Here is a 25,592-nt window from a genome sequence, read left to right as displayed (position 1 = left end):
CTGACAGCAAACGACCTTGGCCTTTCAATCGACTTTGCCCTTCGAAGCGTCCGCCATGCCGGCGGACGCTTCGTCCCTGTTGCGATTGCTGCCGGGTCATGACGGACATTGGGACGAGCTGCGCGACGCGTCGGGCGCGCTGCGCGAGCCGTGGCGGCAGTTCTTCGCGCTGCTCGACGAAGAAGGCGTGGCGCGGCTCGCGGACCATCACGCGTCGATCGCACGGCAGATCCGCGACAACGACATCAGCTACAACGTCTACGCGGACAATGGCAAGTCACGGCCATGGGCGCTCGACCTCCTGCCCTTCCTGATCAGCGAGGCCGAGTGGGCGCACCTCGAGCGCGGCGTCGCGCAGCGCGCGCATCTGCTCAATGCGATCGTTGCCGACATCTACGGACCGCGGACGCTGCTCGAACATGGCCAACTGCCGCCCGCGCTGGTGTTCGGCCATCCGGGCTATCTGCGTTCGGTGAAGGGCTTCACGCCGCCGGGCGGTCAGTATCTGCAGGTCGTCGCGCTCGATCTCGCGCGCACGCCGGGCGGCGAGTGGAGCGTGATCGCGCATCGCACCGAGGCGCCGTCTGGTCTCGGCTACGCGCTTGAAAACCGCCTGATCGTGTCGACGCTCCTCGCGGAGCCGTTCCGCTCGCTGCGCGTGAGCCGGCTCGCGCCGCTCTATTCACAACTGATCGCGACGCTCGTGCAGGCCGCGCAAGCGACGATGCGCAACGGGGAAAGCGCCGACGCGTCACCGCATATCGCGCTGCTCACGCCCGGACCATACAGCGAAACCTATTTCGAGCACGTGTTTCTGGCGCGCTATCTCGGCGTCACGCTGGTCGAAGGCAAGGATCTGACCGTGCGCGGCGACCGGCTCTATCTGAAGACCCTGGCCGGCCTTGAACGCGTGCACGTCGTGCTGCGCCGTCTCGACGACGCATTCTGCGACCCGATCGAACTGCGAGCCGATTCGACGATCGGCGTGCCGGGGCTGTTGCAGGTGATGCGCGCGGGCAATGTGATCGTGTCGAACGTGCCGGGCTCGGGGTTCGCCGAGTCGCCGGCGTTGCACGGTTTCATGCCGCGTATCGCCGAAGCGTTGCTCGGCGAAGAGCTGCTGTTGCCCGGCGTGCCGACCTGGTGGTGCGGCGAACGGGCCGCGCGCGAGCATGCGTTCGCGCGTCTCGACAACGCGTTCATCGTACCGACCTGGCCGCTCACGGGACGCGACGCGCCGCCCGGCATCGAAGGGGGCAGGCAGCCGCTCGCGGCATGGCGCGAGCGCATCGACGCGTTACCCGACGCGTTCACGATCCAGCAGGAGCAGCGCTTTTCCTGCACGCCGCGCTTCGAGGAGGGCACGATCGGCGGAAGGCCGTCGGTGCTGCGCGTCTATGCGATCGCCGACGTCAACGGCGGCTGGCACGTGATGCCGGGCGGTTTTACGCGCATGGCCGCGGAGCGTCAGACCACGGTATCGATGCAGCACGGCGGCAGCAGCGTCGATACCTGGGTGCTGTCGAGCCAGCCGAGCTCGACGTTCACGCTGCTGCCTTCGCCGATGCAGCCCGCCGATCTCACGCGCAAGCATCGGACGGTATCGAGCCGTGCCGCGGAGAACCTGTTCTGGGCGGGCCGCTACGGCGAGCGCGCGGAAAACAACGTGCGTCTGCTGCGGCTGATTCTCGGCTCGCTCGAAGGCAACGACGACGACGCGATGTTCGCGACGCTGGTCGAACTCGCGACATGGTGCGGCCTCGTGCAGCCTGGCGACCTCGCGTCGCCGCACGGGCTGCCGTCGCCGCAGACGTTCGAGCGCGCGCTCGTCGCGAATCTCGGCGAGAGCGCGGGCAGTGTCAGCATCAGCCAGAACCTCAATTGCCAGGCGCGCGCGAACGGCGAGGTGCGCGGGCGCTTGTCGAATGATCATTGGCGCATGATCCTCGCGGCGCGCAACGACTTTCAGGACGCGTTGCAGGCGCTGCCGCCAGCCGTGGGCGCGGGCAACGGCGGCGCGGGTGCCACGAGCAGCGGCAATGCGTTCGATCGCTACGACCGCGTGACGCTGGCGAATGCGCTCGAGCATCTGTCGGTGCAGCTATCGGCGATCAGCGGCGCGCAGGGCGACCGCATGACGCGCGATGAGGCGTGGCGGCTGCTGTTCGTCGGGCGTCATATCGAACGCGTCGCGACGATGGCCGCGTTCATGCGCGACGTCGCCGCGAACGGCCAGCTCGCGACGCCGGCCGGCTTCGACCTGCTGCTGCAAATGTTCGACAGCACGCTCACGTATCGCTCGCTGTATCCGGGGCGTTTCGAAGTACCGGCGCTGCTCGATCTGCTCGTGATCGAACCGCATAATCCGCGCGGCATTTATGGCGTGTACGAGCGCCTGCGCAACAAGCTCGACGAGATCGCCATCGCGGCGGGCAGCGTGCGGCATCGGCCGTTCGCGGAGCTGCTGCCGCCCGTCGAATCGCTGCCGTCGCTCGAATCGCTGTGCGAGGTCGACGAACAGGGCTCGTATGGCAAGCTGATTGCGCTGTGCGATCAGATCGGCAGCTTCGCCAACGCGGCCGCGCATGAGATCAGCGCGCGCTATTTCAGTCACGCGACCACGGTTGCCTCGCAGGTGTGGGTATGAAGCACGCGCCGACGGTGCTTTCCGTTTCGCATCGCACTACCTATCATTACTCGACGTATGTCGAAACCGCGCAGCATCTGGCGACGATCCGGCCGCTCGCGAGTCCGTGGCAGCGTGTGATCTCACGTAGCGAGCGGATCGAGCCGCAGCCGTCGTATCGGCATAGCCGTATCGACGCATTCGGCAACGACGTGCTGTACTTCGCGCTCGATACACCGCACGAGCGTCTGCAACTCGTCAGCGAAACCACGGTCGCGCTGACCCCGCGCTGGACCAACCTCGACGCCGAGGCCACCCCGCCCTGGGAGAAGGTGGCCGAGGCGCTGCGGTTTCGCGTGGGCGGCGCGTTCCGTGCCGAGGCGGAGTACTGCTTCGCTTCGCCGAATATTGCGCTACGGCCGTCGCTGCGCGCGTATGCGTTGCCGAGCTTCGCGCCCGGCCGGCCGCTCGTCGCGGGCGCGATCGATCTGATGCATCGGATTCACGAGGACTTCGCGTACAAGCCGTCGGCGACGCTGTTCGATACGCCGGCCGAACGCGCGTTTGAGCTGAAGAGCGGCGTGTGTCAGGATTTCGCGCAGGTGATGATCGGCTGTCTGCGCTCGCTTGGTTTGCCCGCCCGCTACGTCAGCGGCTATCTGCGCAACGATCCGCCGCCGGGACACCCGCGCCTGATTGGCGCGGATGCTTCGCACGCCTGGGTATCGGTGCATTGTCCGGCCAGCGGCTGGATCGATCTCGATCCGACCAATGACGTGCTCGCCGATCTCGATCATGTGACGCTCGCGATCGGGCGCGATTACAGCGACGTGTCACTGCTTCGCGGGACGATTCTTGGCGGCGGCGCGCATCGGATGGAAGTCGGGGTGACGGTGCTGGAGTTGTGATTGCGGGCGCGGTTCGGTGCCGGTATTGGACGGAGATCGGCCGACTATTGGCCCCGCAACTCATTGTCGAACAGAACGCGAATAAGCCGAATCGCGTTGACTGTCTGTGGCCCGGAACGCTGATCGATCAACTACCATTATTGCCCTGCTCGCGCAATTCAGGCTTCGATATCGCATTTGTGCCGGTCTTTGCCGCGCTCGCGCATCGGTGTGGCAAGTACTCTCATGGGCTTCGTAATGGCTATCTGCATCAGGAATTCTCGGCACGGGGAAAGCGCGAACAATTCCAGCGCTTTACCGCGTGACTTGCAGAATTCCCATCATTGTCACCGCGTTTCGCTGCGCGATATCGCGATAGCAGTTGTTGAACAGGACGACAGCCTGGAGCACTGCGGATTCACATCTTCTCCTTCACCCCTGAACGGATCAGCCACCAATTGACGGGGTAGCTGGTGGCGAATCCTGCGAGCATGGCGAGCTGCATGGCGAACCAGAACTCCGGGCTCGCGACTTTCGCGATACCGCCGTAAGCCGGTTTGAACCAGAGAAACTGGATGACGGCCATGAGTCCATACATGCCGACCTGCCACGCCGTAATCGAGGCGATATCGGCTTTTGCGGCCGCCAGCACACCCGCGCCAACTGACAGCCCGCGCATCGGTTTGATCGTGAAGTACTGAAACACGATGCCGATCAGAAAGGCGACGATAAAGTCTGGGATCCAAACGGCAAACGTTTTTTCGTTAAACACCGTGTGCCACCCGAACCAGACCGCCAAGGCGGGAAAGGCGAAAGCTGACCATTCGACGATGATGTCGCCAAGCGTACAGCCGGCACCGCAGTGACTGGTTCCTTTCATTACCATCGCTGCGAACGGCTGCGCCTCTTTCTTCTTCCCGGCGTCCGGAGCGTTGCGCCCCCACGCGTAGTAGGCAGCAACCCAGATGACGGTACCGAACAGTGCCGTGAGCGGCCACACGAGATTCATGATCCACATCTTCTGCGGGTGTCCAACTTCGTCGACCACGAGGGCGACGGCACAGATCGCGCCCAAAACGATCCACGCAACTGAAAGAGTGTGCAGCCAAGAGGGGAAGGTTCCGTAGGTCATCGCTGTTCGTGCTGGCGGCCTTGATGTCGCGCCGAAAGCAAGCCGCGTTCCCATCCGGTGACCGGTGTTGGAGGCGCTTCGGTCAGTCAATGCAACGGAGCCAATGTCGGGTCATGGGACCCTGAGCCGACGGTGGACCCAGCAGCACATATTCGGCAGCTTCCAACTACAGCGGCCATTCACTCCTGCCAGTCGCTCGGCGGGTCATCGGCCGAAGTGGCCATGGCCGAGATTGGCCGCGAGTCACGGCTAACGTCCATTCCAAAACCGCTATTATCAATGTTCGCCCTAAAGGAGAACAACCGATGAGCCGACCAGATTTCATCAAACACTGGACTGAACTCGAAGAACCGGATGCGCATTCCTATCCCGCCGATACCGAGCCAATGGCGTTAGACGCGCCGCTTTCCGCCGCACTCGGCATTACGCGTATTGGCATTCATCATGTGAGGCTTCTGCCAGGCCGGCGGACGTCATATCCGCATGCAGAAAGTACCGAGCAGGAGTTTGTGTACGTGCTCGAGGGCAAGCCCGATGTCTGGATCGACGGCGTGCTGCATCCCATTGCTGAAGGCGATTCCGTCGCATTTCCGGCAGGCACCGGAATCTGCCACACCTTCATCAACAATACGAAGGACGAAGTCAGGCTGATGGTGATCGGCGAACGTCCGCGCGACGACAACCGTATTCGTTACCCGCTCAACGAAGCGCACGAACTTACCCGCGCGGACCGCTGGGTGGACTGGCCCGCTAGACCACTCGGCGACCATAACGGGATGCCGGACTGAGGCTTACGCGGATGACCGCAATGGCCGATGAAGCACAATTCGTCCTCGCGAATTGAATGGCCGCTCGCTGGGTGGATCCGACATCTGAACGTCCGCGCAACGGTGCGGGCGAATGACGCTCATGGCCCCGGAAGAGACCTCCATTTTTTCCGGGAGCGGTGATTGAAGCAGCTATCGTCCCGACTCTGCACCGGATATCGACAACCGGTTAGCGCTGCCCGACGATGCGAAGCGAGACCGATTTAGTGATCCTCGAGCAAGTCACCAAGGCGCTTGGAGTAATGATTCAAAAAATCGCGTGTGATCGCGTAATGCTCGGTATCTTCGTAATCTATTTCGTAGATCCCGGATGAATCAAATTGATAGATTTTTGCCCGCGGATAAGCAAGAAGAATGGGCGAGTGTGTTGCAATAATGAATTGCGATTCATCCTGAACAAGCTTATGAATGGCGGACAACGCCGCTAGCTGGCGAGTTGGAGAGAGAGCGGATTCTGGCTCATCCATAATATATAAACCATTTCCGCGAAGCTTATTCGAAATTGTGGCCATAAACGATTCGCCGTGTGAGACTTTATGAAGCGACCGACCTCCATAGCCTTTGAGGTAATCCACCTCATCCATATAAGTTGCAACGTTGTAAAAGCTTTCGGCCCGTAGAAAGTATGAATCGGACGGCTTGCGGAAACTCTTTATTAATCTAAGCATCGCATGAAGAGAAGAAACCGTATCGGCAGTACGAAATTGAACGCTCTTTGTTCCGCCCTCAGGTCCGAATCCAAGTGCCACAGCAATTGCTTCAACAACGGTGGATTTGCCAGACCCGTTTTCCCCGACGAAAAATGTAACGTCGGGATGAAACTCTAAAGTACCCAATTCACGGACAGCCGGGAGCGATAAAGGAAAAGCCTCGAAATCAAATTCGAGGTCATCGCGCAAAGACACTTGTTGCAGGTAGGGTTTGGGTTCGAGAGCCATGGCGACGCCAATCGAAGGAGAATTCGATTGTCTCATAGACAGTTGTTGTCGAAATGCGTCCGCAACCCAGGCTCCCGGCGCGATTGTCGGCGATCCTCGCGCAGGATCTGGTGGACCGCTTTTGGGCCGGCCGGCGACATCCGCGTCGGTCTAGCGAATTCGCGCCGGCAATCCGGCCATCACGTTCCTTCGCTGTGGCTCCGCGGTCCAGATAAGCCCTGCGATTGCTGCTCCCACCGGGTGATTACATCAAGGCGGCGAAAGTCGCGCACTCAGGCGGTTCGGTCTATTGTGTAGCTCCCTGGGACGATCGTCGTCGGCGGCCGCACATCGGACGGCACGGGGTGTAACGGTGTTGAATTTGCGATGGCGGGTTCAGTTCGTTGCCGGTATCCAAGTGAGTTCAGCCATAATGTAGAAAACGTCGCCGGAGTTGGCCCGCTCATGAAGTCCCGTTGCTTGGCAGCAGTTCTCGTCGTTCTCGCTACCGGCTGCACAGCGACTCCGGCGAACAATCAGCCGGCGGTCGATACGAACGCCTACTTTCTGCACGCTCCAGACGGCGCATCGTCCGCTGACTCCACGTCAAGACCACCGAGACTCACTGTCGGCACCAGCTATTCCGACACGCAACTTATTCTGCCCTGGTTCCTCAATGACCTGATCGACTTCGTGAACTATCGCTAGTCTGGTAACTGGCAGTTGCCGTCCGGTGCTTTCAAGCAGGGCGCCGGCCCGCAGTAAGGCTATGTGCAAACATTCCATCAACCTACGACTCCCGCCCGCGTCCTCAAGAGGGTCAGCGGGCGTTTCATCCCGTGCTTTTCGGTGTGGTTCGGAACGCGGAACTTTCCTCGGTATGCCCGCTTGCGTGCACCGCCAGCGGCAACAAAGGCGCGCGGGGCGATCCTGTGGTTAGCGTGGCTAGGAAACAGCCGGCGGGCGTGACAGTAGTGCTGGCGTGACAGCGCGTATCACTCAAATCGGCTAGGTGAACTATGATGATAGAAGCTGCATTCATCAGCGCAGGAGCACATCATGACCTCCAATCCATCCGCTGAGCCGACCGGCACCTCTCTCGACCCCGCGCAAACTTCCGCCGGCAAGACTCGCCAGCCCGATCCGAAGGGCCCGCAAAATCCGGCCCCAGACGACCTTCCTAACGCCGACGCGGCAGAGCCCGAGCCTCACGAACACCTCCCGTCCAGAAGCGACGACAACTGATTCAACACTGCAGGTGCCGACGTCGTCCGCATGACAATCCACGCGGCAGGTTCGCGAGTGGATCGCGCATGCTTTCCCGTCGACGCCGTGAAGTCGGGGAGCGCTCGCGGTTCACGCAAATGGCTCGATGCATTTCGTCCAACAAAGTCACGGCCCAGGTTGAACCGCACAGGAGCAGATCATGCAGAACGTGCTGGTAGGTTATGACGGGTCGGCGTCCGCGCAATATGCCGTTGCTTTCGCGGTCGATCTCGCGAAGCGTTTCGACGCGCGCTTGCATGTGCTCGTCGTCGCGCGCACGCCAGACTGGGGTGCGATAGAAGTTGAGCGAAAAAGTCTGATCGATCTGGAAGTGCGCCATGCCACCGCGATCCTCGACGACATCAAGGCGAAGCTCGCCGCTTCGATCGGGGCCGTGGAGTTCGATCTCGTGGTCGGCCCGCCGGCAAAGGAGATCGTGCTGTACGCGGAGCGGCATGCTATCGACCATCTCGTGGTGGGGCATCGCGGACATACGCCGTTCGATCGCTGGCTGATCGGTTCGGTCGCCCGCCAGGTGCTTGCCTACGCGCCGTGCGCGGTCACCATCGTGCGCGATCCGGCGACGATGAAAAAATCGCGGCATGAGAGCGAAGCACCATCGGCATAAAATCCGCGCCTGGCCGATCACGCACACGGCTTGCGCGATTGTGACCATGTAGCGCCTATGGCGTCTTCCGGCCAGCGCTCATCGAGTGCTCACCCGATCTCTCTCCGGTCATTTACAGCCCGTCAGGCAACACTGGAGAATCATGAAATTGCAAAAGATCAAAGCAGGGAAACTGCTGCAGATGATGGGCTCAGGACAGACGCGACCGATCGAGCAAGCTGGAAGCGGCTTGAGCGTGGAGGCGCTGAGAACGCTTGCGTCGACGAACAAAAGCTCGCATGGCCGCGCCTATCAGCTCGCTGCCGAAACGCCGGAGCTCATGATTCGCATGCTGATCGTGGGTTACTGCTTCGGTGTCCGGTCCAAGCGACGGCTATGCGCAGACCTTTGAGCTTCCTCGACGACATCATCAACTTCGTCAACTATCGCCAGACATCGATCGCGTCGCGCGGCTCTTCACATGATCGATGAACGCACGCAGCTTCGGCATGATCTGGCGGCGGCTCGGATAGTAGAGAAACACGCCCGGGACCATCGGCGCGTACGCCTTCAGAACGTCCACCAGCTTTCCCGTTCGCAACCCCTCGGCGGCCATCGGCTCGGGTAGCTGGGCAAGGCCAATGCCTTCGATCGCCGCGCCCAGCACGCTCGGAAAATCGCTGGCGATGAAAGGACCGGAGACGGCGATCTCGATCGGCTGGCCGTTATCGTTGAACGACCACAACGCGAGCGCGCCGCTGGAGCGCCGCCATCGAATGCACGCATGCTTGCGCAGATCGTCCATTTGCTCGGGGCGGCCGCGCGCCGCGAAATAGTCGGGACTTCCCACGACGACAAATCGGAACGGCGCCGTGAGCGGCACCGCGACCATGTCGGCGGCGACGAACTGACCGAGCCGGATGCCGGCGTCGAAGCCTTCCATCGCGAGATCGATCAGTTCTTTGCTGGCCGCTATTTCCACCTCGACCTCGGGATTGGCCTTGCAGAATGACGCGATCAGCGGCTCCAGCAGGATCGGCACGACTGCACGCGGCACGGAAAGACGCAACAGGCCGGACGGTCGCTCGCCGAGTCCGCGCGCCACCTCGCTGGCGGCGATGAGTTCCTCGAAGGCGGGCTTGGCGCGAGCGAGAAAGCGCTCGCCGGCTTCGGTCAAGCCGACGCTGCGCGTGGTGCGGATGAAGAGCGTCGCACCGAGGCGGGCTTCGAGCACACGCACCGCCTGACTGACGGCCGACGGCGTCACGCCCAGTTGCGCAGCGGCCCCGCGAAAGCTGCGATGCTCGGCAACGCTGAGGAAGACTTCGACGCCGTCGAGTGCGCCCTGCCTGACTGTGAAGTTCTGCTTCATAGCCTGTCAACATTGTGAGGAATAGTCACCCGCGCGAGACGATGGTACACCTAAGACCTGCGCATCCAACATTTGACAAGGAGGCACCATGTCACCGCGACTTCTGTTCCAGTTGCACCTCGTTTTGGGCTATGTCGCCTGGCTGCTGTGCTTCGGCACCTACGTGTGGCCGAAGCTCAAGTCGATGGCTCCGTTCGACGCGCAACGCGCGATCGCCACGTTGCACAGCTTCCGCTTCTTCGGGCTCGCCTTTCTGTTGCCTGGTGTCGTCAGTCCGCAACTGTCCGCGAGCTTCGCCGTGTTCGCCGCCTATGGGGATTTCGCCACGGGAGTGCTGGCGATGCTGGCGTTGCTGACGGCCCGGATACGTCCGCTTTTCTGGTCGTTCGTCGTCGCTTTCAATCTTGTTGGTATGGCCGACCTGATCATCGACTACTACCACGCAACCGCGGCCGATCTGCCCGCGCATGCAGGCGAGCTGGGCGCCTTGTACGCGATTCCGATCATCTATGTGCCGACGCTGGCGATCACGCATGGTGCCGCCTTCTATCTGATGTTGCGCCCTCGACTGAAGCGGCATCACGCCCGTCCTTCCGTCGGCCGTGACATTTCCCAGGCGTAGCCTGCTGCACTGGCCGCAGTTCGGCCACGTAACGAGGAATCCGATCGGCATCGAGCGGCGTTTTTACGCCTTCCACCTGCGTTATGCTGTCGGTCGTCGAGTCGATGCTCGCGGCCTGAACGAAGCAGGTGCGCAAACCCGGACTGATGCGGCCGGGTGGTACCCTTCACTGGCACTTCCGGCTTTCGTGCATGCGACCTGATTCTCGCGTCCCTCGGCCCGACGACGCGAGCAAACGCCCGGAACGACCACTGAACTCAGCGAGGTGCCGACGTGAAATACTGCATGCTATTGCTGCCGCTCGTTCTCGCCGCCTGCGCACAGGCACCGGAAGTGACAGCGCCGGCGCCATTGGCAACCACGGCGGCCGCCAACCCGGCGTCGCCGACCGGCACCGATCTGCTCACGCGGTACCACTGGCAACTGAAGAACGCGATCGATCGCAATGGCACGCACATCGATGCCCTGTTCGTCCGCCCAGACAGGCCAGTGCAGCTCGACTTCAGTCCGTACCGGATCACCGTCGTCAATGGCTGCAACAGCATGGGAGCGGGTTACACCGTCAGGAAAGGGCATTTGCAGATCGGCCCGATGGTCAGCACGATGATGGCCTGCCACGATGCCGCGCTTGCCGCACTCGACGATGCGATCTCGCAGCGTGTGCGCGGCAGCGTCGACGTGACCCTGCTCGCGCGGGACAACGCGCCGAGCCTGCAACTGATCACCGATAGCGGCGACACGCTGAGCTTTACCGGTGTGCCCACGGCCGAGACGCGCTACGGCAGCCCCGGTCAAATAGCGTTCCTTGAAGTAGCGGCGCAGTCCGTGCCGTGCAACCATCCGTTGATGCCGAACGCGCAATGTCTGCTCGTGCGCGATCGCTTCTTCGACGAGCAGGGCCTGGCGACCGGCACGCCTGGTCCGTGGCATCCGTTGAATCAGGATATCGAAGGCTATACGCACGTGCCGGGCATCCGTAACGTCGTGCGCGTGAAGCGTTTCACAGTCAGGAACCCGCCTGCCGATGGGCCGTCGGTCGCATATGTGCTGGACCTGGTCGTCGAATCGGAGAAGGTGGGGCAGTAACGACTCTTCAAACGTGCCGCCAGACACATTGGCGGCCTCCTGGGTCGACGTTGGTTGCGATGTACGCAACGAGGCTCACTGTAGACGTGAACGTCGCGGCGAATTTCACCTGTGCAAGCCAGTAGGCGCTGTTCAACTGACGTTGAAATGCACGCGGATGTTTTGCGTGCTTTCGACGGGCCGGCCATCGCGCAGCGCGGGAAAAAAGCGCCAGCGCCGCAACGTTTCGAGCAGCAGTTGATTGAGACGGGGGTTCGGCGTCGCGTGAATGAGCTCGACATCGACGGAGCCGTCGGCGTGGATCGTGAAGCGGGCTGTCGCGATCGTCTGATAGGCCTGCTCGCGCAAGTCGTCGGGCAGCGTCGGTAGCGGTTGCGATATGGAGCGGGCGGCGATGTTGGAGCTTGCCGAGGCGGCTGGAGCGGCGTCGCGCTGTGCGGATGATTGCTGCGATTCCGCGGCGGCCGTTTGTTCCGGCTGATCATCTTTCGACGGGCGTTGTGCCTGACTAGCAACCGGTGCCGACGGCGCTGCGGCGGCGGGCGTCGTCAGTGTCTGCGGCCTGGTTGGCACAGGCGGCATCGCGCGATGCGCTGAGGTACGCGATTGCGTCCGCGCGTGCCGTGGCGCCTGTTCGGCTGGAACCGCGACCGGAGTTTGCGACGGACGGGATTCAGGCGGCGCAGGCTCGTCGAGCACGACCACGCGCATATCCATTGGAGCAGGCGGTGGGGCTGGCTGACTCGACTTCAGCAATCCGGACGACAGCGCAGCCAGCACCAGAAGCCAGATACCCAGCGAGATCAGACAAGCGACGGCGGTACGCAGCGTTCCCACAACGTGCGCCTCGGACAGCTCGCGGCAAGCTTTATTCACGATGCACGGCGATCAGAAAGTGTTCGGCGCCCGCGCGTCGCGCCGCGAGCATAGCCTGCACGACCGCGCCGTGACCCGCGTGATCGTCGGCCGCGATGACGACGTTGCCGTCCGCGCGCAGCAGGCGCTTCACTTCAGGCTCGATCTGATCCGCGCGAACGACGTGGCGATTGACCGAGACCTCGTCGTTGCCGTTCACCGATATCGTCAGCGGCTCGCTCGTGCTGATCGGCTGCGCGCGTCCCGAAGGCAGATTGATCCGCACCGCGTCGAGACGTTGCATCGCCAGCGACGCGAGCATGAAGGTCGCGAGCAGAAAGAACATCACGTCGATCATCGGAATGATTTCGATGCGGCCGCGCCGCGAGGCGCGCGAGCGTTTGAGTTTCATCCGCGTTCGCCTCGCGCCTCTTGTTGCAGGCGCAGCGCGCTGAGTCGCGCGTTGGCGAACAGTTCGAGTTCATCCATCAGACGCTCGAGCCGCCGTGAAAAATAGTTGAACGCGAACAGTGCGAAGACCGCGACGATGAGTCCGATCGCGGTCGCCACCAGCGACTGCGCCACCCCGCCCGTGACGCCGCCCGGGTCGACGAGCCCATTGCCGCCGAACAGTTGGAATGACTTCATCATCCCGACGATCGTGCCGAGCAAACCGAGCAGCGGCGCCGCCGTGACGATCGTCTCCAGTAGCCACAGACCGCGGCCCATGTCGCGCTCGATCTGCGATGCGATCGATTGCGCCGACGCCTCGCGCAGCCACAGCGGCGAGTCTGATTCCGACAGCCACGGCGCGGCCATGCGCCGAAACGCGTGGTGCGGGGCGAGACGGTCGAGACGGTTGTCATCGGCTGACGACGTGGGTTGCAAAAGACGCGCCGGTGCGCTCGCGAAGCGGGCGAACACATACGCCCGCTCGATGATGATGGTCAATGCGAGCACGCCGAGCACGCTGAGCGGATACATGATCCATCCGCCGGTGCGCATCGCCGCGATAAAGCCTGTCCATTCCTGCATGATGGTTCTCCCTGCCGTCGATCAGAAGTACTTGGTCACGCCCGCATAAACCGCGAAATGCGGACCGTACTGCGGCGCGCCGACGCCGATGCCCGAGCCGTCACGCAACTCGTACACGCGGTTGAATGCGTTGATCACCACCAGACGCGCGTCGAACTTGCCGATCATCGGCTCGTTGAAGTGCTGGATTACGCCGAGGTTGAACTGCGCATAGACGGGCAGGCGGTCGGTGTTCGCAAAGCCGCTGCGCAGGCCGGAGCCGACGATTCCGTCGAACGTGAAGGTGGTTTGGTGGAAGTCGTATGCCGCGCCGAACGATGCGGTCACGCGCTGGTCGTGATCGAGGTACACCCAGTTGTTCGAGATGTACGCCAGTTCGTCCGCACCGAAATTGAACTGCGCGGAGTTGATGTTCTTGCCTTGCGCGCGGCTATACGCGAGGTTCAGATACGCGGAGAGATTGTCCTGTTTGTAGTTGGCGGTGAATTCGACGCCATACGTTCTGCCGTACTGGTAGTTGAACGGCGCGTAGATCAGAGCGGAACCGAACTGTCCTTCGTCGAGCAGGTCGGTCGATTTCTTGTAGTACGCGTCGAGTCCGAGTGTGACGGCAGGGCCGAGTTTCTGCGTGATGCCGAGATCGAAATAGTGGCTGCGTTCCGGCTTTACGGGATCGTTCTGCGTTACCGAACTCTGATTCGTCGTGCCGTCGAACTTCGATATCGTCGAGCCGGACACGAGTTCGAACGGTGGCGGCGTGAAGTAGCGCGCGTAGCCGGCGTGCAGCGTCGTCGACGGCGTGAGCGTGTACACGAGGCCGACGCGCGGGCTCAACTGGCTCGCGCTCGTGTACTCGTCCATCCGGTCGTAGCGCAAGCCATAGTTCAGCGTGAGCCGGTCGGTCAGCTTCCATTCGTCCTGCGCGTACAGGCTGTACAGATAGCCGGTCTTGCTGCTGCTGTCCTGGATGTTGAAGGGCACGTCGGAGAGCTGGTTGCCGTCCGCGTCGGCGGGGAACACAGCCACGTTATTGTCGAATACCGCGTGTTCCTGCTGGAAGAAGACACCCGCGCGAACCGTGTGCCTGTCGTTGATGCGCCAGGTCGTATCGACCTGCACGCCGTTGGCTGTGTTGCTATGAAAGTCCTCCGATGCTACGCCGTTGAACATCAGGTCGCCGATCGGATCGGGGTTGAACTTCGTGCGCGTATAGCGCGTAAAGAAGGCGACCTGGTAATCGAGCGCGCCGCCGTTGGTGCCTTGAAGCGCGACCGCCGCGAAATTGTTCAGCTCCGATTGCGTTTCGTTCAGTTGCGACGAATCGAACGTGGTTTGGCCGTTGAGCGCGAAGTTCGGCGTGAGCCCCGGCGTGTTCGGAATCTCGAACTGGTTGCTGGTCGCGCCGAACAACAGACTCACACGAGTGAGCGGATTGATCAGATACGACAGATAGCCGAATGCATTGCCCTGGCGCGTGTGATCGTGAATCGCACTGGCGCTCGCCGTCGGATTCTCGATGCCGAGATTGTTCATGCCGAGCGAGCCGCTCAGGTAGTAGCTGAACGGTCCCTCGCTGCCGAACACGTCGGCGCTCGTTTTGACGGTCTGATGGCTGCCGCCGAATACGTCGATCGAGCCGCCGCTGCCCATGTCGCCCGATTTGGTGCGGATGTCGACGATACCGGCCGTGCGGTAGCCGTACTGCGCGGGCAGGGCGCCCGTGAGCAGGTTCAATTGATCGATGATGCGCGTGTCGAGCGACTGGCCGAAGCCGCTGATGGGCTCCGGAATGATGATGCCGTTGATCCGGTATTGCAGATTGGCGTGCTCGCCGCGCACGTGCAGCTGGCCGTACGAGTCGTTGGCGACGCCGGGCGCTTGCAGCAGCACCTGATTGAGCGGCGTGTTCGCGCCCGCCGGCATCGTGGCGATATCCGCCTGCGTGAAGCGATAGACGCTGCTGCCCGTTTCGGGCAGCAAGCCGTTGCGAGCAGCGTTCAGACGTTGTGCGTTGACCTGCACGTCGAGTGTGTCGCTCTTTTGCAGTTGTACGCTGACGCTCGCCGGGGCGCCGGACTGGGCGGTCGCGATGCTGCTGCCGCTTGCAAAACCGGCCGCGGTGACGACGACCGCATACGTGCCGGGCGCCACGCCGTCGATCGAGAAGTGGCCCGACGCGTCCGTGTTCGACGCGCCGATGGAGGCGCCGCTCGCGTCCTGTACCTCCACTTTCGCGTGAGCGACGGGATGGCCTGCGGGATCGGAGACCGTGCCCGTCAACATGGCGTTGCCTGGCGCACCCCATGCGTTCGAGATGGCGGTACAGAACACGATCGCCGCCTGTGCGGTCAGTGTGCGTTTTTTCATTGTTGTTGCTTGCGGTATGGACGATGCGTTGATGAACAGAAGCGTTCGGCAAAAGCTCACCCACCTCGCCCCTGGCCGGCAGGGGAAGGACAGGCGAACTGGAGGTTGACGACGCGCGATAGCAGGCCCGTCGATCAGGCCTACTTTTCGATGAGAACGGTAATGGAGATGGCGGTCATAGGTGGTCGTTGAGCATGGACTGTCCGCTCATAGGTCGGACGGATTTTGTTGGACGTCGCAGTGGGCCCGTGTGAAAAACGGCAGGGCTGGAGCGCCAATTTTTGGTCATGTTATAACATAACAAATATAGCTGGCAAGTCGCAAGATTGAAGGCCGCTGTAGCGCAACGGGTGAGGCATTTGCCCGTTACCATTCGAAAAACTTGACACAGTGCATATGCACACATAGACTTCGCTCCATGAACCGTCCTCTCTCCTACGACGAATGCAACTGCTTCGCGCTGCGCCAGGCGGCGCGGCACGTCACGCAGATGTACGAGCGCCATCTCAGCGGCGTCGGGCTGACCGCTGCGCAGTTCACGATCCTCGCAAAGCTCGCGCGCACACCGAACCTGCCTATGGCGGAGCTCGCGGACGCGATGGTGATGGAGCGCACCACGCTGGTCCGCGCGATGAAGCTGCTGCAGCGCGACGGCCTCGTGCTGGCCGAGGCGGCGGACCACGACAACCGCACGTTGCTGTTCAGCCTGACGGAAAAAGGCGAGACGACGTTCGATCAGGCCTCCGTCGCATGGCGCGCCGCGCAGGACGAATTCGAAAAGAAGTTCGGCCGCGCCCGCGCAAAGACGCTGCGTACCGAGCTGTTCAGCATCACCGATTAGCTCGCGCGTAGGAACCCGCTTCGGCGGGTTTTATGACGCCGCTTAATGTGCATATGCACTAACTAGCAAAGGAAGTGAAGCGAATGGAAGCGCTTTTCGACGACGACTGCTTTGCGATCCGCCAGGCCGCGCGTCACGTATCGCAGATCTACGACCGGCATCTGTCGAATGTCGGGCTGACCATCACGCAGTTTTCGCTGCTGGGGCGCCTGAAGCGCACCGGTCCGATGACGATGAAGCAGATCGCCGAGGCCATGCGCATGCAGCGCACCACGCTGGTCCGTACGATCCAGCCACTGCGACGCGACGGAATGGTATCGAGCGAGGCAATGGGCGCGGATGCGCGCGCGCTGCTGATCTCGCTGACAGCCGAAGGCGAAGAGCGCTTGGCCGCGGGCCGCGCGCACTGGTATGCCGCACAGGCCGAATTCGAACACCGCTTCGGCGAGGAGCGCGCGGCAGCGCTGCGCACCGAGTTGTTTGCCATCACCCGGGATTTGCTTTGACATAAACGCTGAAGGTAGCGGAGGCCGGCGCACTGCGCCGTTTTTTTCAACGTGATGAGTGCATACGCACATATCGACACATGTCCACAACTCCTTCGACCGTCGCGCCGCCAAGCGCGGTACAACCCGCCAGACAGGCTCGGCGTATCCCGTGGATGCTGCTTGCGATCCTCTCCGTGCTCGTCGCGCTGGCGCTGGCCACTTCGTACTGGTTCTTCGTCGGCCGCTTCGTCGAGAGCACCGACGATGCATACGTCGGCGGCGACGTCACGGTGATGGCGCCGAAGGTCAACGGCTTCGTCACCGACGTGCTCGTGCACGACAACGAGTTCGTGCACGCCAACCAGGTGCTGGTGCGTCTCGATGCCCGCGACTACGACGCGCGCCTCGCCCAGGCCAGCGCCGAAGTGGAGAGCGCGCAGGCCGCCGTCACCGAACTCGAAGCGAAGAAATCACTGCAACTCGCGGCGATCAACGAGCAGGCCGCCGAGGTCCGCGCGTCGGGCGCCGAACTCACACGCAGCGCCGCCGACCAGACGCGCTACCGCGAGCTCGTGAAAGACGACGCGGTGTCGAATCAGGTCGTCGAGAAGGCCGACGCCGATCTGACCAAAGCGCGCGCCGCGGTCGATCGCAGCAGCGCGGCGCTGCTCGCGGCGCAACGCCAGATCGCGGTGCTCGACGCGCAGATCGGCGACGCGAAAGCGCGCATCGCGACCGCGCAGGCCGCGCAGCGCGTCGCCGCGTTGAACGTCGAGTACACGACGATCCGCTCGCCGATCGATGGCTATGTCGGCAATCGCACCGCTCGCGTTGGGCTGCTCGCCAACACGGGCGTGTCGCTGCTGACCGTCGTGCCGGCGAGCGGTCTATGGATCGACGCGAACTTCAAGGAAGATCAGCTGCGCAAAATGCATTCGGGCGACAGCGTCGATGTCGAACTCGATGCGTCGAGCACAAAGCTGCACGGCGTGGTCGACAGTCTTGCACCGGCGACCGGTGCGACCTTCAGCGTCTTGCCCGCGGAAAACGCGACCGGCAACTTCACGAAGATCGTGCAGCGCGTGCCGGTGCGCGTGCGCCTCGACGTGCCGAAGGACATGCAGGGCGTGCTGCGTCCGGGCCTGTCCGCGACCGTCAAAGTGCACGTCGATGCGGGCCATTCGGCCGCCCAGGGATGAACCGATCATGACTCACGCTTTTGACAATCCCGCCGACCAGCCGACCCGCACCAAGGTCTTCGCATTCGCGCTGATGTGCGTCGGCTTTTTCATGGCGACGCTCGATATCCAGATCGTCGCATCGTCGCTGCGCGATATCGGCGGCGGACTGTCCGCCAGTCAGGATGAACTCTCCTGGGTGCAGACCTCGTATCTGATCGCCGAGATCATCGTGATTCCGATGTCGGGGTGGCTCACGCGGGTGTTCTCGACGCGCTGGGTCTTCACCTTCTCCGCGTTCGGCTTCACGGTCACCAGCATGCTGTGTGGTCTCGCGTGGGACATCAATTCGATGATCCTGTTCCGCGGTCTGCAAGGCGCGCTCGGTGCCGCAATGATTCCGACCGTGTTCACGACCGCGTTCGTACTGTTTCCTGGCAAGCAGCGTTTGATCGCATCGACGACGATCGGCGCGCTCGCGTCGCTTGCGCCGACGATCGGCCCGGTGATCGGCGGGTGGATCACGTCGCAATGGTCGTGGCACTGGCTGTTCTATCTGAACCTGGTACCGGGCGTCGCCGTCGCGCTGTTGGTGCCGAAGTACGTGAATATCGACAAAGTCGATCTGTCCTTGCTGAGAAAGGGCGACTACTTCGGCATCTTGCTGATGTCGGGTTTTCTCGGTTGCCTCGAATACGTGCTCGAAGAGGGACCGCGCAAAAACTGGTTCGGCGACGACGTGATCGTGCTGTGCGCGTGGGTCGCGGCGATCTGCGGGTTTCTGTTCCTCGTGCATGCGTTCACCGCGAAGGAACCGATCGTCGATCTGCGCGCGCTGGCGTTGCGCAATTTCGGTATCGGCAGTCTGCTGTCGTTCATTACCGGGATCGGCATCTTCTGCACCGTGTTTCTGACGCCGGTGTTTCTTGCGCGCGTGCGCGGCTTCGATTCGTTGCAGATTGGTCTCGCATTGCTGTCCGTTGGCTGTTTTCAGTTGCTCGCGCTCGCCGCCTATTCGACGCTCGCGCGCTTCGTCGATATGCGCATGCTGATGGTGTTCGGACTCGCGCTGTTTGGTATCGGCTGCTATCTGTATGTGCCGTTGACGAACCAATGGGGCTGGCAGCAGTTGCTGATTCCGCAAGCGTTGCGCGGAATCGGCCAGCAATTCTGTATTCCGCCGATCGTCACGATGGCGCTGGGTGCGTTGCCGCCGTCGCGGCTGCGCTCAGCTAGCGGGCTGTTCAATCTGATGCGTAATCTCGGCGGTGCGATCGGCATCGCGGTCAGCAGCACGATGTTGAACGACCGTCTGAACCTGCACTACGAACGGCTCGACGAACATCTGAATGCGGGCCGTCCGGTCGTCGAATCGATCCTGCAGAAGCAGGCCGAGTATCTGTCGGCCGTTGGTGGTGACGTCTTGAACGCCGCGAGTGCGGGGCTAGCCGAATTGCACGCGGCATTGATGCGCGAAGCGCTGGTGCTCGCATTCTCGGACGCCTTTTTGGCGGTTGCGCTGTGCTTCGTGGTCGGCTTGCTGAGCGTGCTGTTTTCGCGCCCGTTCGGCAACACCGCGCCCCCGCCCGATGCCCATTAGGAGACCAACATGAAACGAATCGTGATGAAGTTACTGGCGAGCGCGGCGTTCCTGACGCTAGCGGCCTGCGCGGTGCAACCCGCGACGCACGCGGATTTGCCGCATACGGTGCAGACGCTCGCGCCGGCCGCGTGGAGCGTCGACGCGCCGCAAGACAGCGTGAACACCGATGCCTGGTGGGCGCAATTCGGCGACCCGGTGATGCATCAGCTGATCGAATCGGTGTTGACCGGCAACCTCGACGTGCAGGCCGCTGCCGAACGCGTGAAGCAGTCGCAGGACCTGGTGACGCAGAATCGCGCGGCGCTGCTGCCGGAGCTGAACGCGAACGCGGGCGCGTCGACCGAGCGGCAGAACACGCCGCCGCCGCTCGGCTATGTGCGCCAGGCCGGCTTTGGACTCGCCGCGAGCTGGACGCCGGACGTGTTCGGCGGCGAACGTCTCGCGGTGCTCGCCTCGCAGGCGCAGGTGTCGGGTAGCGTTGCGGCGCTGAACCAGTTGCGGCTCGCGCTCGCCGCGAACACGGCGGCTGCGTATATCGATCTACGCTGGGCGCAGGCGCAATTGCAGATCCTCGACGACAACGAGCTGATTCGCAGCCGCGCGCTGAAGCTCACGCAGGAGCGTCTGCATTACGGACTGTCGACGCAGCTCGACGTCGCCCGCGCGCAGAATCAGTTGCAGGACTTGCAGGCGCAGATTCCGCGCATGCAATCGGCGGTGCAGCATCAACTGAGTCTGATTGCCGTGTATTCGGGGCGTACGCCGGAAAGCCTCGATACGCTGCTGCTTTCCAACGCGCGCGAGATTCCGGTGCCTGCGCAAAGCGCGCCGCAGGTGTTGCCGTCCGACGCGTTGCTGCATCGACCCGACGTGCGCACCGCCTATGCGCTCGTCGAACAGCGTGCGGCGGAAGTGGGGGTATCGAAGGCGCAGCGCTATCCGCAGTTCAAGATTAACCTGACGAATGGGCTGCTCGCATCGTCGTACCTTGGCTTGCCGACGCTGACCGACAACCTGTTCAGCGCTGCGTTGAATGCGACGAGCCCGATCTTCAACGCCGGGCGCATCACGGCGAACATCGACGCGAGCGAGAGCCGCATGCGCGAATCGCAGCTCGGCTTGCAGCAGACGATGTTGCAGGCGCTGAAGGAAGTCGAGGACAATCGCAGCGATCTCGTCAGCGGCGCGGTGCAGGTGCAGCGCCTGGCCGGTGCGCTCGATGCCTCGAATCACGCGCTGCGTTTGTCGACCGAGTTGTACAAGGGTGGCGCCTCGAGCTTCCTCGATGTGCTCGACGCGCAGCAAGCGTATCTGCGCGACTCGGAGTCGCTGAATCAGGCCCGGCGCGAGCACGCGCTTTCGGCGATCGCGCTGTATCGGTCGCTGGGGGGCGGGTGGGAGCAGGGGGAAACGGTGGCGGCGCAGTGAAGGCAGCGACATGAAAGCGTATGGGAGGGTTGAAGTCCGATCAAGCGTTTCGCAATCGTCATGAGTTGGTGTGTCGTGGGGCTTGCGCTGGCTTGCCTGGGCGGCGTACTCGTAACGCGATTCCGGCTGGCACACTTTGTATCTGGCGTGCCGTGGTGGCTGGAAAACGCTATCAAGAACGCAATACGGTGGGTGGACCTGCCTCGCACGCACCATCTGGCCGACACCACCCGCCTGCTGGCAACGCTCCCCGGAACCGATCCCCCAATCTTTGCTACATTCCTGCACAAGCACCGAATACGCGGCACCATGAAGATGCGTCCGCCAGCGACGCTCATGATCGGCAAATCGAAATCTTTCAAGAGGCTCAAGATGCGAATTCTGGTAGTAGGAGCGGGCGCGGTAGGCGGTTATTTCGGCGGACGTCTGGCGGCGGCGGGGCAGGACGTGACCTTCCTCGTACGCGCCGGTCGCGCGGAAAAGCTACGGAGCGACGGCCTCGTCATCAACAGCCCGCGCGGCAATCTCCAGTTGCCCGACGTGAAGACGATACTGGCCGGTGTCGCCGCCGAGCCGTTCGACCTCGTGCTGCTGAGCTGCAAGGCCTACAGTCTCGACGACGCGATCGATTCGTTCACGCCGTTCGTCGGAGAAGACACGCTGATCCTACCGATGCTCAACGGCATGCGCCATATCGACGTGCTGACCGCGCACTTCGGCAAGGAGCGCGTGCTCGGCGGTCAGTGCGTGATCGCCGCGACGCTCAATGCCGAGCAGCACATCATGCATCTGAACGACATGCACGCGATCACGTTCGGCGAACTCGTGGGCGGCACCTCGGAGCGCACCGAGGCGCTTGCCGATGCAATGTCCGGCGCGAACTTCGACGTCGCGGTCAGCGACAACATCCTCCTGCGCATGTGGGAAAAATGGGTGTTCCTCGCTACATTGGCCGCGAGTACGTGCTTGATGCGCGGTTCGGTCGGCGATATTCTGGCTGCGCCGGACGGCAAGCGCGTGATTGAGAATCTGCTCGGCGAATGCCGCGCGGCGGCCGAGCACAACGGCTTCACGATGGCCGCGGACTTCGACGTGCGCGCTACCCAGGTGCTGCTGACGCCGTCGCCGCTGACCGCGTCGATGCTGCGCGACGTCGAAAACCGCTCGCACACCGAGGCGGATCATATCCTCGGCGACCTGATCTCGCGCGGCGGCGACGCGCAAAAGGGCGAACACGGCGTGTCGCTGCTGCGCATCGCCTATAGTCATCTGAAGACGTACGAAGCTCGCCAGACCCGCACTTCCTGACGGCTCGCCGCGGCCGACGCGAACGCGGATCGGGCGGATGGCGCGACGCACGCGAGCGCCGCCGCAACCTGACGATCGGAGGTCAAGCATGCCGGCTCCAACTGGATCGGTGCCCGCGCTCAGCGCCGCTTCCGCGACCGTGTTCTCGATCGGCATCGTGTTTCTCGGCTACTGGGGTATGTATGAGCCGACTGCCTGGCGCAAGGCCGACGTCGTGGTCTTTGTGCTCGCGCTGGCCGGCTTCGCGTGCCTGGGCCTCGTGCCATGGATGGCGACGAGTCCCGTCGAGCCGGAGAACAGCGACTCACGCGTGCGTATCGCGCGGCATCTGTTTCTCGCGGGCGTGACCGCGATCTGGTTCGCGGTGGCGGTTTCCGTAATCTTCTGAAGCTCCGCGAAGACGCGCCGCCGCTTACTCCGGCATCTTCCTGAACGACACCGCAATGCGGTTCCAGCCGTTGATCGCAACGATCGGCAGCGTCAGGTCGCTGATTTCCTGCTCGCTGAAATGCGGCTTCACCGCGTCCCATACCGTATCCGGCACGCGCGTTTGCGCGACCAGCGTCACCGCCTCCGTCCATTCGAGCGCCGCGCGTTCGCGCGTCGGGCGTCCGTGGCGGTAAGCTGACGTTCGCCACTGGTCGGTCGAAATAACCATTTCGCCGTTATTTGAGGTAACCACCCGAATGGACATTCACATCGCGGTCGAAGGCCATCACGATCTGTCCGGACAGATTTATCGGCAGTTGCGCGCGGGCATTCTCGAAGGGCGCCTTGCCGGCGGCACGCGTCTGCCGTCCACGCGCGATCTCGCGACGCAGCTCGGTGTGTCGCGCAAGACCACGCTCGACGTATTCGAGCGACTGCTGTCAGAGGGTTATCTGAGCGCCCGTGCCGGTTCGGGCACCTTCGTCGCCGACGGACTCGAACGGTTGCCGGCCGAGCGTTCCGCCCACGCGCGCGCGGCGGCTCGTTCGCGCGAGCGGGCCGCCGCGCAAGCGAAGGCCGCCGCACGCGCGCAGCCGCTGTGGGAGCAGATGCCCGACAGTCTGGCGTTGCCGCGGCCGTCGGTGCCGTCCCCGCTCGACTTCATCGGCGGCGCGACCGACAAGACGCTGTTTCCCTTCGACGTCTGGCGCCGCTGCGTGAATCATGCTCTACGCGGCCAGGCGCGCAGCCCCGGCACCTATCGCGACGTCGCGGGGGAGCAGCAGCTGCGGCTCGCGATCTCGCGCTACCTCGCTTTCAACCGTGCGGTGTCGAGCAACTGGGAAGACGTGATCGTCACGCAGGGTGCGCAGCACGCGCTCGATCTGATGGCGCGCATCACGCTGCGGCCCGGTGAAATCGCGGCCATCGAAGACCCCGGCTACCCGCCCGCGCATGCATGCTTCAAGGTGACCGGCGCGCGCGTGGTGCCGGTACCGGTCGATCGCGAAGGCCTGATCGTCGGCAAGCTGCCGGACAAGGCACGGCTCGTCTACGTGACGCCTTCGCATCAGTTTCCGCTCGGTATGCCGATGAGCCTCGAGCGTCGCGTCGAACTGCTCGAATGGGCGCAAAAGCGCGGTGCGGTCATCATCGAGGACGACTACGACTGCGAGTACCGTTTCGAAGGCCGGCCGATGGAGCCGCTGAAGAGTCTCGATCGCGCTGGCCTCGTCGCCTACGTCGGCACGTTTTCGAAGACGATCTTCCCCGAATTGCGCATCGGCTACCTGGTGCCGCCCGCGTCGTTGCACGGCCCGCTGCTGAAGGCGCGGCAGATCGCCGATTGTCACGGCTGCACGCTGACGCAAACGGCGCTCGCGTCGTTCATGCTCAATGGCGACTTCGCGCGCCATCTGCGGCGCATGCACAAGGCTTACGCGGCCCGCCGCGCGATGCTGCTCGAGCATCTGCAAGGCGGTCTCGCGCGCTGGTTCGAGCCGATCGTGCCGACCGCCGGCATCCATCTGGCGGCGCGGCTCAAGGGGCCGTTGGCGTCGCTCGGCGAAGAGGTGCTCGTTGCCGCCGCGCGTGAAGCGTCGATCGGCCTCTATGGACTCGCTCCATTTCACCATCGCGTGACACCGCAGCCTGGCTTGATCTTCGGCTATGGCAGCATCGCGGCCGAACATATCGACACGGCGCTGACGACGCTCGCCGACATCCTGCAGCGCATCGCTCGCTGAAACGGAGCCCGCCGCAAGCGAGGCGTAGGCATCGTCGAAACGTTGGGGGATGCGTTGCTTGACGCGTCAAACGAAGAAAATGCCCTGTTTCAAGGGGCGAAAACACCGGCTCGCCCGACGCAACCGCCTCGAAACCGCGGCCGAAACAACTGTAACGAGCGTTACTCCTGCCATGTCAAAGAGCTCGCCACGCACGTTTTAGCCGCTAAAACAGGTACTAAAACGTGTTGCACCGTTGGCGCCGCGCAAAAAACTTCATCGCAATACATAAAAGAGTCGCGCAAATCGCTTTAGCGCTTGTAGAATCCGGCGTTGAAGCGTGCACATACGGTGTGCGCTTCGAGCAATTCACTGACCACAACAGGTAGGAGAAACATGCCGACTTCCGCAAAAAAGGTGGCCAAGAAGGCTGCTGCCCCGGTACCGACCAAGAAGGTTGCTGCAAAGAAAGTTCCTGCGAAGAAAGCCGTCGCAGCCAAGAAGGTCGCCGTGAAGGCGTCTGGCGCACCGTCGCCGATCAAGGACACCTTCACGAAGGCCTCGTTGGCAGCTCACATCGCTGAACGTGCTGCAGTGGAACCGAAGACCGCCAAGGCCGTGCTGGCCGCGCTCGAAGACACGATCCTCGGCACGGTGCACAAGAAGGGCGCTGGCGAATTCACGCTGTCGGGTCTGCTGAAGATCGTCGTGCAGGCTGTGCCGGCGAAGAAGAAGCGCTTCGGCAAGGACCCGTTCACGGGTGAAGAGCGCTGGTTCCCGGCCAAGCCGGCCAGCGTGCGCATCAAGGCACGCGCGCTGAAGAAGCTGAAGGACGCAGCGACAGCCTGAACGCGTTGCTCGCACGACTCAGGCGTCGGCATAGCGCTGTTGTGTTTAACCATGCCTGACGTTTGAGTGCGTGAAAAAGCGCCTGCCTGCAGGTGATCGAAGTCCCCGTGGATGAAGATTCACGGGGACTTTTTTTGTGCGCTCG

25 protein-coding genes and 1 pseudogene are annotated in these 25,592 nt (G+C 62.8%); 18 read left to right on the top strand and 8 right to left on the bottom strand.

Going from position 1 to position 25,592, the window contains the following annotated elements; translation table 11 throughout:
- Positions 1 to 55 precede the first annotated feature (55 nt).
- Genes OKW45_RS10720 through OKW45_RS10710 form a run of 3 tightly spaced genes read left to right on the top strand, consistent with a single transcriptional unit; the run spans position 56 to position 3,839 of the window.
- Positions 56 to 2,647, top strand: a complete 2,592-nt coding sequence (locus tag OKW45_RS10720) for a circularly permuted type 2 ATP-grasp protein (RefSeq protein WP_429467905.1) — start codon at positions 56 to 58, stop codon at positions 2,645 to 2,647.
- Positions 2,644 to 3,534: a transglutaminase family protein gene (locus OKW45_RS10715; RefSeq protein WP_429467903.1), complete on the top strand. Its 891-nt coding sequence runs from the start codon at positions 2,644 to 2,646 to the stop codon at positions 3,532 to 3,534. Before OKW45_RS10720 ends, OKW45_RS10715 begins: the two co-directional genes overlap by 4 nt.
- A gap of 47 nt (positions 3,535 to 3,581) precedes the next feature.
- Positions 3,582 to 3,839, top strand: coding sequence for a hypothetical protein (locus OKW45_RS10710; protein WP_429467901.1), 258 nt, complete (start codon positions 3,582 to 3,584; stop codon positions 3,837 to 3,839).
- A 92-nt stretch (positions 3,840 to 3,931) separates the two neighbouring features.
- Here the strand turns inward: OKW45_RS10710 and OKW45_RS10705 are convergent, their stop codons facing one another.
- Positions 3,932 to 4,645, bottom strand: a complete 714-nt coding sequence (locus tag OKW45_RS10705) for a DUF4396 domain-containing protein (protein ID WP_018423525.1) — start codon at positions 4,643 to 4,645, stop codon at positions 3,932 to 3,934.
- A 305-nt stretch (positions 4,646 to 4,950) separates the two neighbouring features.
- Here OKW45_RS10705 and OKW45_RS10700 point away from each other — a divergent pair, with 305 nt between their 5' ends.
- Complete coding sequence (locus OKW45_RS10700) at positions 4,951 to 5,433, top strand: cupin domain-containing protein (protein ID WP_018423524.1); 483 nt, start codon at positions 4,951 to 4,953, stop codon at positions 5,431 to 5,433.
- Between the two features lie 242 nt (positions 5,434 to 5,675).
- Here the strand turns inward: OKW45_RS10700 and OKW45_RS10695 are convergent, their stop codons facing one another.
- Positions 5,676 to 6,410, bottom strand: a complete 735-nt coding sequence (locus tag OKW45_RS10695; protein WP_429467900.1) for an AAA family ATPase — start codon at positions 6,408 to 6,410, stop codon at positions 5,676 to 5,678.
- A gap of 1,038 nt (positions 6,411 to 7,448) precedes the next feature.
- Between OKW45_RS10695 and OKW45_RS10690 the strand changes: the two genes are divergently transcribed.
- The 3 genes from OKW45_RS10690 to OKW45_RS39630 all read left to right on the top strand — a co-directional run bounded on the left by OKW45_RS10690 (position 7,449) and on the right by OKW45_RS39630 (position 8,674).
- Complete coding sequence (locus OKW45_RS10690; protein WP_429467898.1) at positions 7,449 to 7,634, top strand: hypothetical protein; 186 nt, start codon at positions 7,449 to 7,451, stop codon at positions 7,632 to 7,634.
- Between the two features lie 181 nt (positions 7,635 to 7,815).
- Complete coding sequence (locus OKW45_RS10685; protein WP_018423522.1) at positions 7,816 to 8,283, top strand: universal stress protein; 468 nt, start codon at positions 7,816 to 7,818, stop codon at positions 8,281 to 8,283.
- Between the two features lie 142 nt (positions 8,284 to 8,425).
- The gene (locus OKW45_RS39630) at positions 8,426 to 8,674 is read left to right on the top strand and encodes a hypothetical protein (RefSeq protein ID WP_503129156.1); all 249 of its coding nucleotides are present in this window, start codon (positions 8,426 to 8,428) and stop codon (positions 8,672 to 8,674) included.
- Between the two features lie 27 nt (positions 8,675 to 8,701).
- Here OKW45_RS39630 and OKW45_RS10675 read toward each other — a convergent pair whose 3' ends face one another.
- Positions 8,702 to 9,634 carry a LysR family transcriptional regulator gene (locus OKW45_RS10675; protein WP_429467897.1) on the bottom strand — a complete coding sequence of 311 codons (933 nt, stop codon included), beginning with the start codon at positions 9,632 to 9,634 and terminating at the stop codon, positions 8,702 to 8,704.
- 88 nt (positions 9,635 to 9,722) lie between these two features.
- Here OKW45_RS10675 and OKW45_RS10670 point away from each other — a divergent pair, with 88 nt between their 5' ends.
- Positions 9,723 to 10,256 (top strand): DUF8737 domain-containing protein, encoded by a 534-nt coding sequence (locus OKW45_RS10670; RefSeq protein WP_429467894.1) that lies wholly within the window; start codon positions 9,723 to 9,725, stop codon positions 10,254 to 10,256.
- A gap of 273 nt (positions 10,257 to 10,529) precedes the next feature.
- Positions 10,530 to 11,342 carry a DUF4377 domain-containing protein gene (locus tag OKW45_RS10665; protein WP_429467892.1) on the top strand — a complete coding sequence of 271 codons (813 nt, stop codon included), beginning with the start codon at positions 10,530 to 10,532 and terminating at the stop codon, positions 11,340 to 11,342.
- Between the two features lie 132 nt (positions 11,343 to 11,474).
- On the opposite strand, the gene OKW45_RS10660 is transcribed toward OKW45_RS10665, so the two are convergent.
- From OKW45_RS10660 to OKW45_RS10645, 4 genes are read right to left on the bottom strand one after another with little or no spacing between them, the layout of a single operon-like run.
- On the bottom strand, positions 11,475 to 12,218 hold the full coding sequence (locus OKW45_RS10660; protein WP_429467890.1) for an energy transducer TonB: 744 nt from the start codon (positions 12,216 to 12,218) through the stop codon (positions 11,475 to 11,477).
- Complete coding sequence (locus OKW45_RS10655; protein ID WP_018423516.1) at positions 12,211 to 12,609, bottom strand: ExbD/TolR family protein; 399 nt, start codon at positions 12,607 to 12,609, stop codon at positions 12,211 to 12,213. The genes OKW45_RS10660 and OKW45_RS10655 overlap by 8 nt, the downstream gene beginning before the upstream one ends.
- A complete protein-coding gene (locus OKW45_RS10650; RefSeq protein ID WP_184007119.1) occupies positions 12,606 to 13,232 on the bottom strand; it encodes a MotA/TolQ/ExbB proton channel family protein in 627 nt (208 codons plus the stop codon). The genes OKW45_RS10655 and OKW45_RS10650 overlap by 4 nt, the downstream gene beginning before the upstream one ends.
- 21 nt (positions 13,233 to 13,253) lie before the next feature.
- A complete protein-coding gene (locus OKW45_RS10645) occupies positions 13,254 to 15,599 on the bottom strand; it encodes a TonB-dependent receptor (protein ID WP_429467887.1) in 2,346 nt (781 codons plus the stop codon).
- 418 nt (positions 15,600 to 16,017) lie between these two features.
- Here OKW45_RS10645 and OKW45_RS10640 point away from each other — a divergent pair, with 418 nt between their 5' ends.
- From OKW45_RS10640 to OKW45_RS10610, 7 genes are all read left to right on the top strand, one after another.
- Entirely contained in the window at positions 16,018 to 16,440 is a 423-nt protein-coding gene (locus OKW45_RS10640) for a MarR family winged helix-turn-helix transcriptional regulator (RefSeq protein WP_429467885.1), read from the top strand.
- A gap of 83 nt (positions 16,441 to 16,523) precedes the next feature.
- On the top strand, positions 16,524 to 16,946 hold the full coding sequence (locus OKW45_RS10635) for a MarR family winged helix-turn-helix transcriptional regulator (RefSeq protein WP_184007121.1): 423 nt from the start codon (positions 16,524 to 16,526) through the stop codon (positions 16,944 to 16,946).
- Positions 16,947 to 17,026: 80 nt separating this feature from the next.
- Positions 17,027 to 18,127, top strand: a complete 1,101-nt coding sequence (locus tag OKW45_RS10630) for an HlyD family secretion protein (protein WP_429467881.1) — start codon at positions 17,027 to 17,029, stop codon at positions 18,125 to 18,127.
- 7 nt (positions 18,128 to 18,134) lie between these two features.
- The gene (locus OKW45_RS10625) at positions 18,135 to 19,706 is read left to right on the top strand and encodes a DHA2 family efflux MFS transporter permease subunit (RefSeq protein WP_429467879.1); all 1,572 of its coding nucleotides are present in this window, start codon (positions 18,135 to 18,137) and stop codon (positions 19,704 to 19,706) included.
- 9 nt (positions 19,707 to 19,715) lie between these two features.
- Positions 19,716 to 21,137, top strand: a complete 1,422-nt coding sequence (locus tag OKW45_RS10620; RefSeq protein WP_429467877.1) for an efflux transporter outer membrane subunit — start codon at positions 19,716 to 19,718, stop codon at positions 21,135 to 21,137.
- Positions 21,138 to 21,509: 372 nt separating this feature from the next.
- Entirely contained in the window at positions 21,510 to 22,445 is a 936-nt protein-coding gene (gene panE / locus OKW45_RS10615; RefSeq protein WP_026226354.1) for a 2-dehydropantoate 2-reductase, read from the top strand.
- A gap of 88 nt (positions 22,446 to 22,533) precedes the next feature.
- Positions 22,534 to 22,833 carry a hypothetical protein gene (locus tag OKW45_RS10610; protein WP_026226353.1) on the top strand — a complete coding sequence of 100 codons (300 nt, stop codon included), beginning with the start codon at positions 22,534 to 22,536 and terminating at the stop codon, positions 22,831 to 22,833.
- Between the two features lie 24 nt (positions 22,834 to 22,857).
- Here OKW45_RS10610 and OKW45_RS10605 read toward each other — a convergent pair.
- A pseudogene (locus tag OKW45_RS10605) lies at positions 22,858 to 23,046 on the bottom strand (carboxymuconolactone decarboxylase family protein); the annotation flags it as partial.
- Between the two features lie 85 nt (positions 23,047 to 23,131).
- Between OKW45_RS10605 and pdxR the strand changes: the two are divergent.
- Together pdxR and OKW45_RS10595 are read left to right on the top strand one after the other, a co-directional pair.
- Complete coding sequence (pdxR, locus tag OKW45_RS10600; RefSeq protein ID WP_429467875.1) at positions 23,132 to 24,619, top strand: MocR-like pyridoxine biosynthesis transcription factor PdxR; 1,488 nt, start codon at positions 23,132 to 23,134, stop codon at positions 24,617 to 24,619.
- 375 nt (positions 24,620 to 24,994) lie between these two features.
- Positions 24,995 to 25,447 carry an HU family DNA-binding protein gene (locus tag OKW45_RS10595; RefSeq protein WP_018423504.1) on the top strand — a complete coding sequence of 151 codons (453 nt, stop codon included), beginning with the start codon at positions 24,995 to 24,997 and terminating at the stop codon, positions 25,445 to 25,447.
- Positions 25,448 to 25,592 lie beyond the last annotated feature (145 nt).

This window comes from Paraburkholderia lebeckiae, assembly GCF_050436225.1.
In the GTDB taxonomy this organism is placed as follows: domain Bacteria; phylum Pseudomonadota; class Gammaproteobacteria; order Burkholderiales; family Burkholderiaceae; genus Paraburkholderia; species Paraburkholderia tuberum.
This window is presented reverse-complemented; position numbering and strand designations above follow the sequence as displayed.

Excerpts from the sequence above, each read along its gene's own strand:
- OKW45_RS10720 (WP_429467905.1), top strand. The coding sequence starts at position 56 with ATGCCGGCGGACGCTTCGTCCCTGTTGCGATTGCTGCCGGGTCATGAC.
- OKW45_RS10715 (WP_429467903.1), top strand. The coding sequence starts at position 2,644 with ATGAAGCACGCGCCGACGGTGCTTTCCGTTTCGCATCGCACTACCTAT.
- OKW45_RS10705 (WP_018423525.1), bottom strand. The coding sequence starts at position 4,645 with ATGACCTACGGAACCTTCCCCTCTTGGCTGCACACTCTTTCAGTTGCG.
- OKW45_RS10700 (WP_018423524.1), top strand. The coding sequence starts at position 4,951 with ATGAGCCGACCAGATTTCATCAAACACTGGACTGAACTCGAAGAACCG.
- OKW45_RS10695 (WP_429467900.1), bottom strand. The coding sequence starts at position 6,410 with ATGGCTCTCGAACCCAAACCCTACCTGCAACAAGTGTCTTTGCGCGAT.
- OKW45_RS10690 (WP_429467898.1), top strand. The coding sequence starts at position 7,449 with ATGACCTCCAATCCATCCGCTGAGCCGACCGGCACCTCTCTCGACCCC.
- OKW45_RS10685 (WP_018423522.1), top strand. The coding sequence starts at position 7,816 with ATGCAGAACGTGCTGGTAGGTTATGACGGGTCGGCGTCCGCGCAATAT.
- OKW45_RS39630 (WP_503129156.1), top strand. The coding sequence starts at position 8,426 with ATGAAATTGCAAAAGATCAAAGCAGGGAAACTGCTGCAGATGATGGGC.
- OKW45_RS10675 (WP_429467897.1), bottom strand. The coding sequence starts at position 9,634 with ATGAAGCAGAACTTCACAGTCAGGCAGGGCGCACTCGACGGCGTCGAA.
- OKW45_RS10670 (WP_429467894.1), top strand. The coding sequence starts at position 9,723 with ATGTCACCGCGACTTCTGTTCCAGTTGCACCTCGTTTTGGGCTATGTC.
- OKW45_RS10655 (WP_018423516.1), bottom strand. The coding sequence starts at position 12,609 with ATGAAACTCAAACGCTCGCGCGCCTCGCGGCGCGGCCGCATCGAAATC.
- OKW45_RS10650 (WP_184007119.1), bottom strand. The coding sequence starts at position 13,232 with ATGCAGGAATGGACAGGCTTTATCGCGGCGATGCGCACCGGCGGATGG.
- OKW45_RS10645 (WP_429467887.1), bottom strand. The coding sequence starts at position 15,599 with ATGAAAAAACGCACACTGACCGCACAGGCGGCGATCGTGTTCTGTACC.
- OKW45_RS10640 (WP_429467885.1), top strand. The coding sequence starts at position 16,018 with ATGAACCGTCCTCTCTCCTACGACGAATGCAACTGCTTCGCGCTGCGC.
- OKW45_RS10635 (WP_184007121.1), top strand. The coding sequence starts at position 16,524 with ATGGAAGCGCTTTTCGACGACGACTGCTTTGCGATCCGCCAGGCCGCG.
- OKW45_RS10630 (WP_429467881.1), top strand. The coding sequence starts at position 17,027 with ATGTCCACAACTCCTTCGACCGTCGCGCCGCCAAGCGCGGTACAACCC.
- OKW45_RS10625 (WP_429467879.1), top strand. The coding sequence starts at position 18,135 with ATGACTCACGCTTTTGACAATCCCGCCGACCAGCCGACCCGCACCAAG.
- OKW45_RS10620 (WP_429467877.1), top strand. The coding sequence starts at position 19,716 with ATGAAACGAATCGTGATGAAGTTACTGGCGAGCGCGGCGTTCCTGACG.
- panE (WP_026226354.1), top strand. The coding sequence starts at position 21,510 with ATGCGAATTCTGGTAGTAGGAGCGGGCGCGGTAGGCGGTTATTTCGGC.
- OKW45_RS10610 (WP_026226353.1), top strand. The coding sequence starts at position 22,534 with ATGCCGGCTCCAACTGGATCGGTGCCCGCGCTCAGCGCCGCTTCCGCG.
- pdxR (WP_429467875.1), top strand. The coding sequence starts at position 23,132 with ATGGACATTCACATCGCGGTCGAAGGCCATCACGATCTGTCCGGACAG.
- OKW45_RS10595 (WP_018423504.1), top strand. The coding sequence starts at position 24,995 with ATGCCGACTTCCGCAAAAAAGGTGGCCAAGAAGGCTGCTGCCCCGGTA.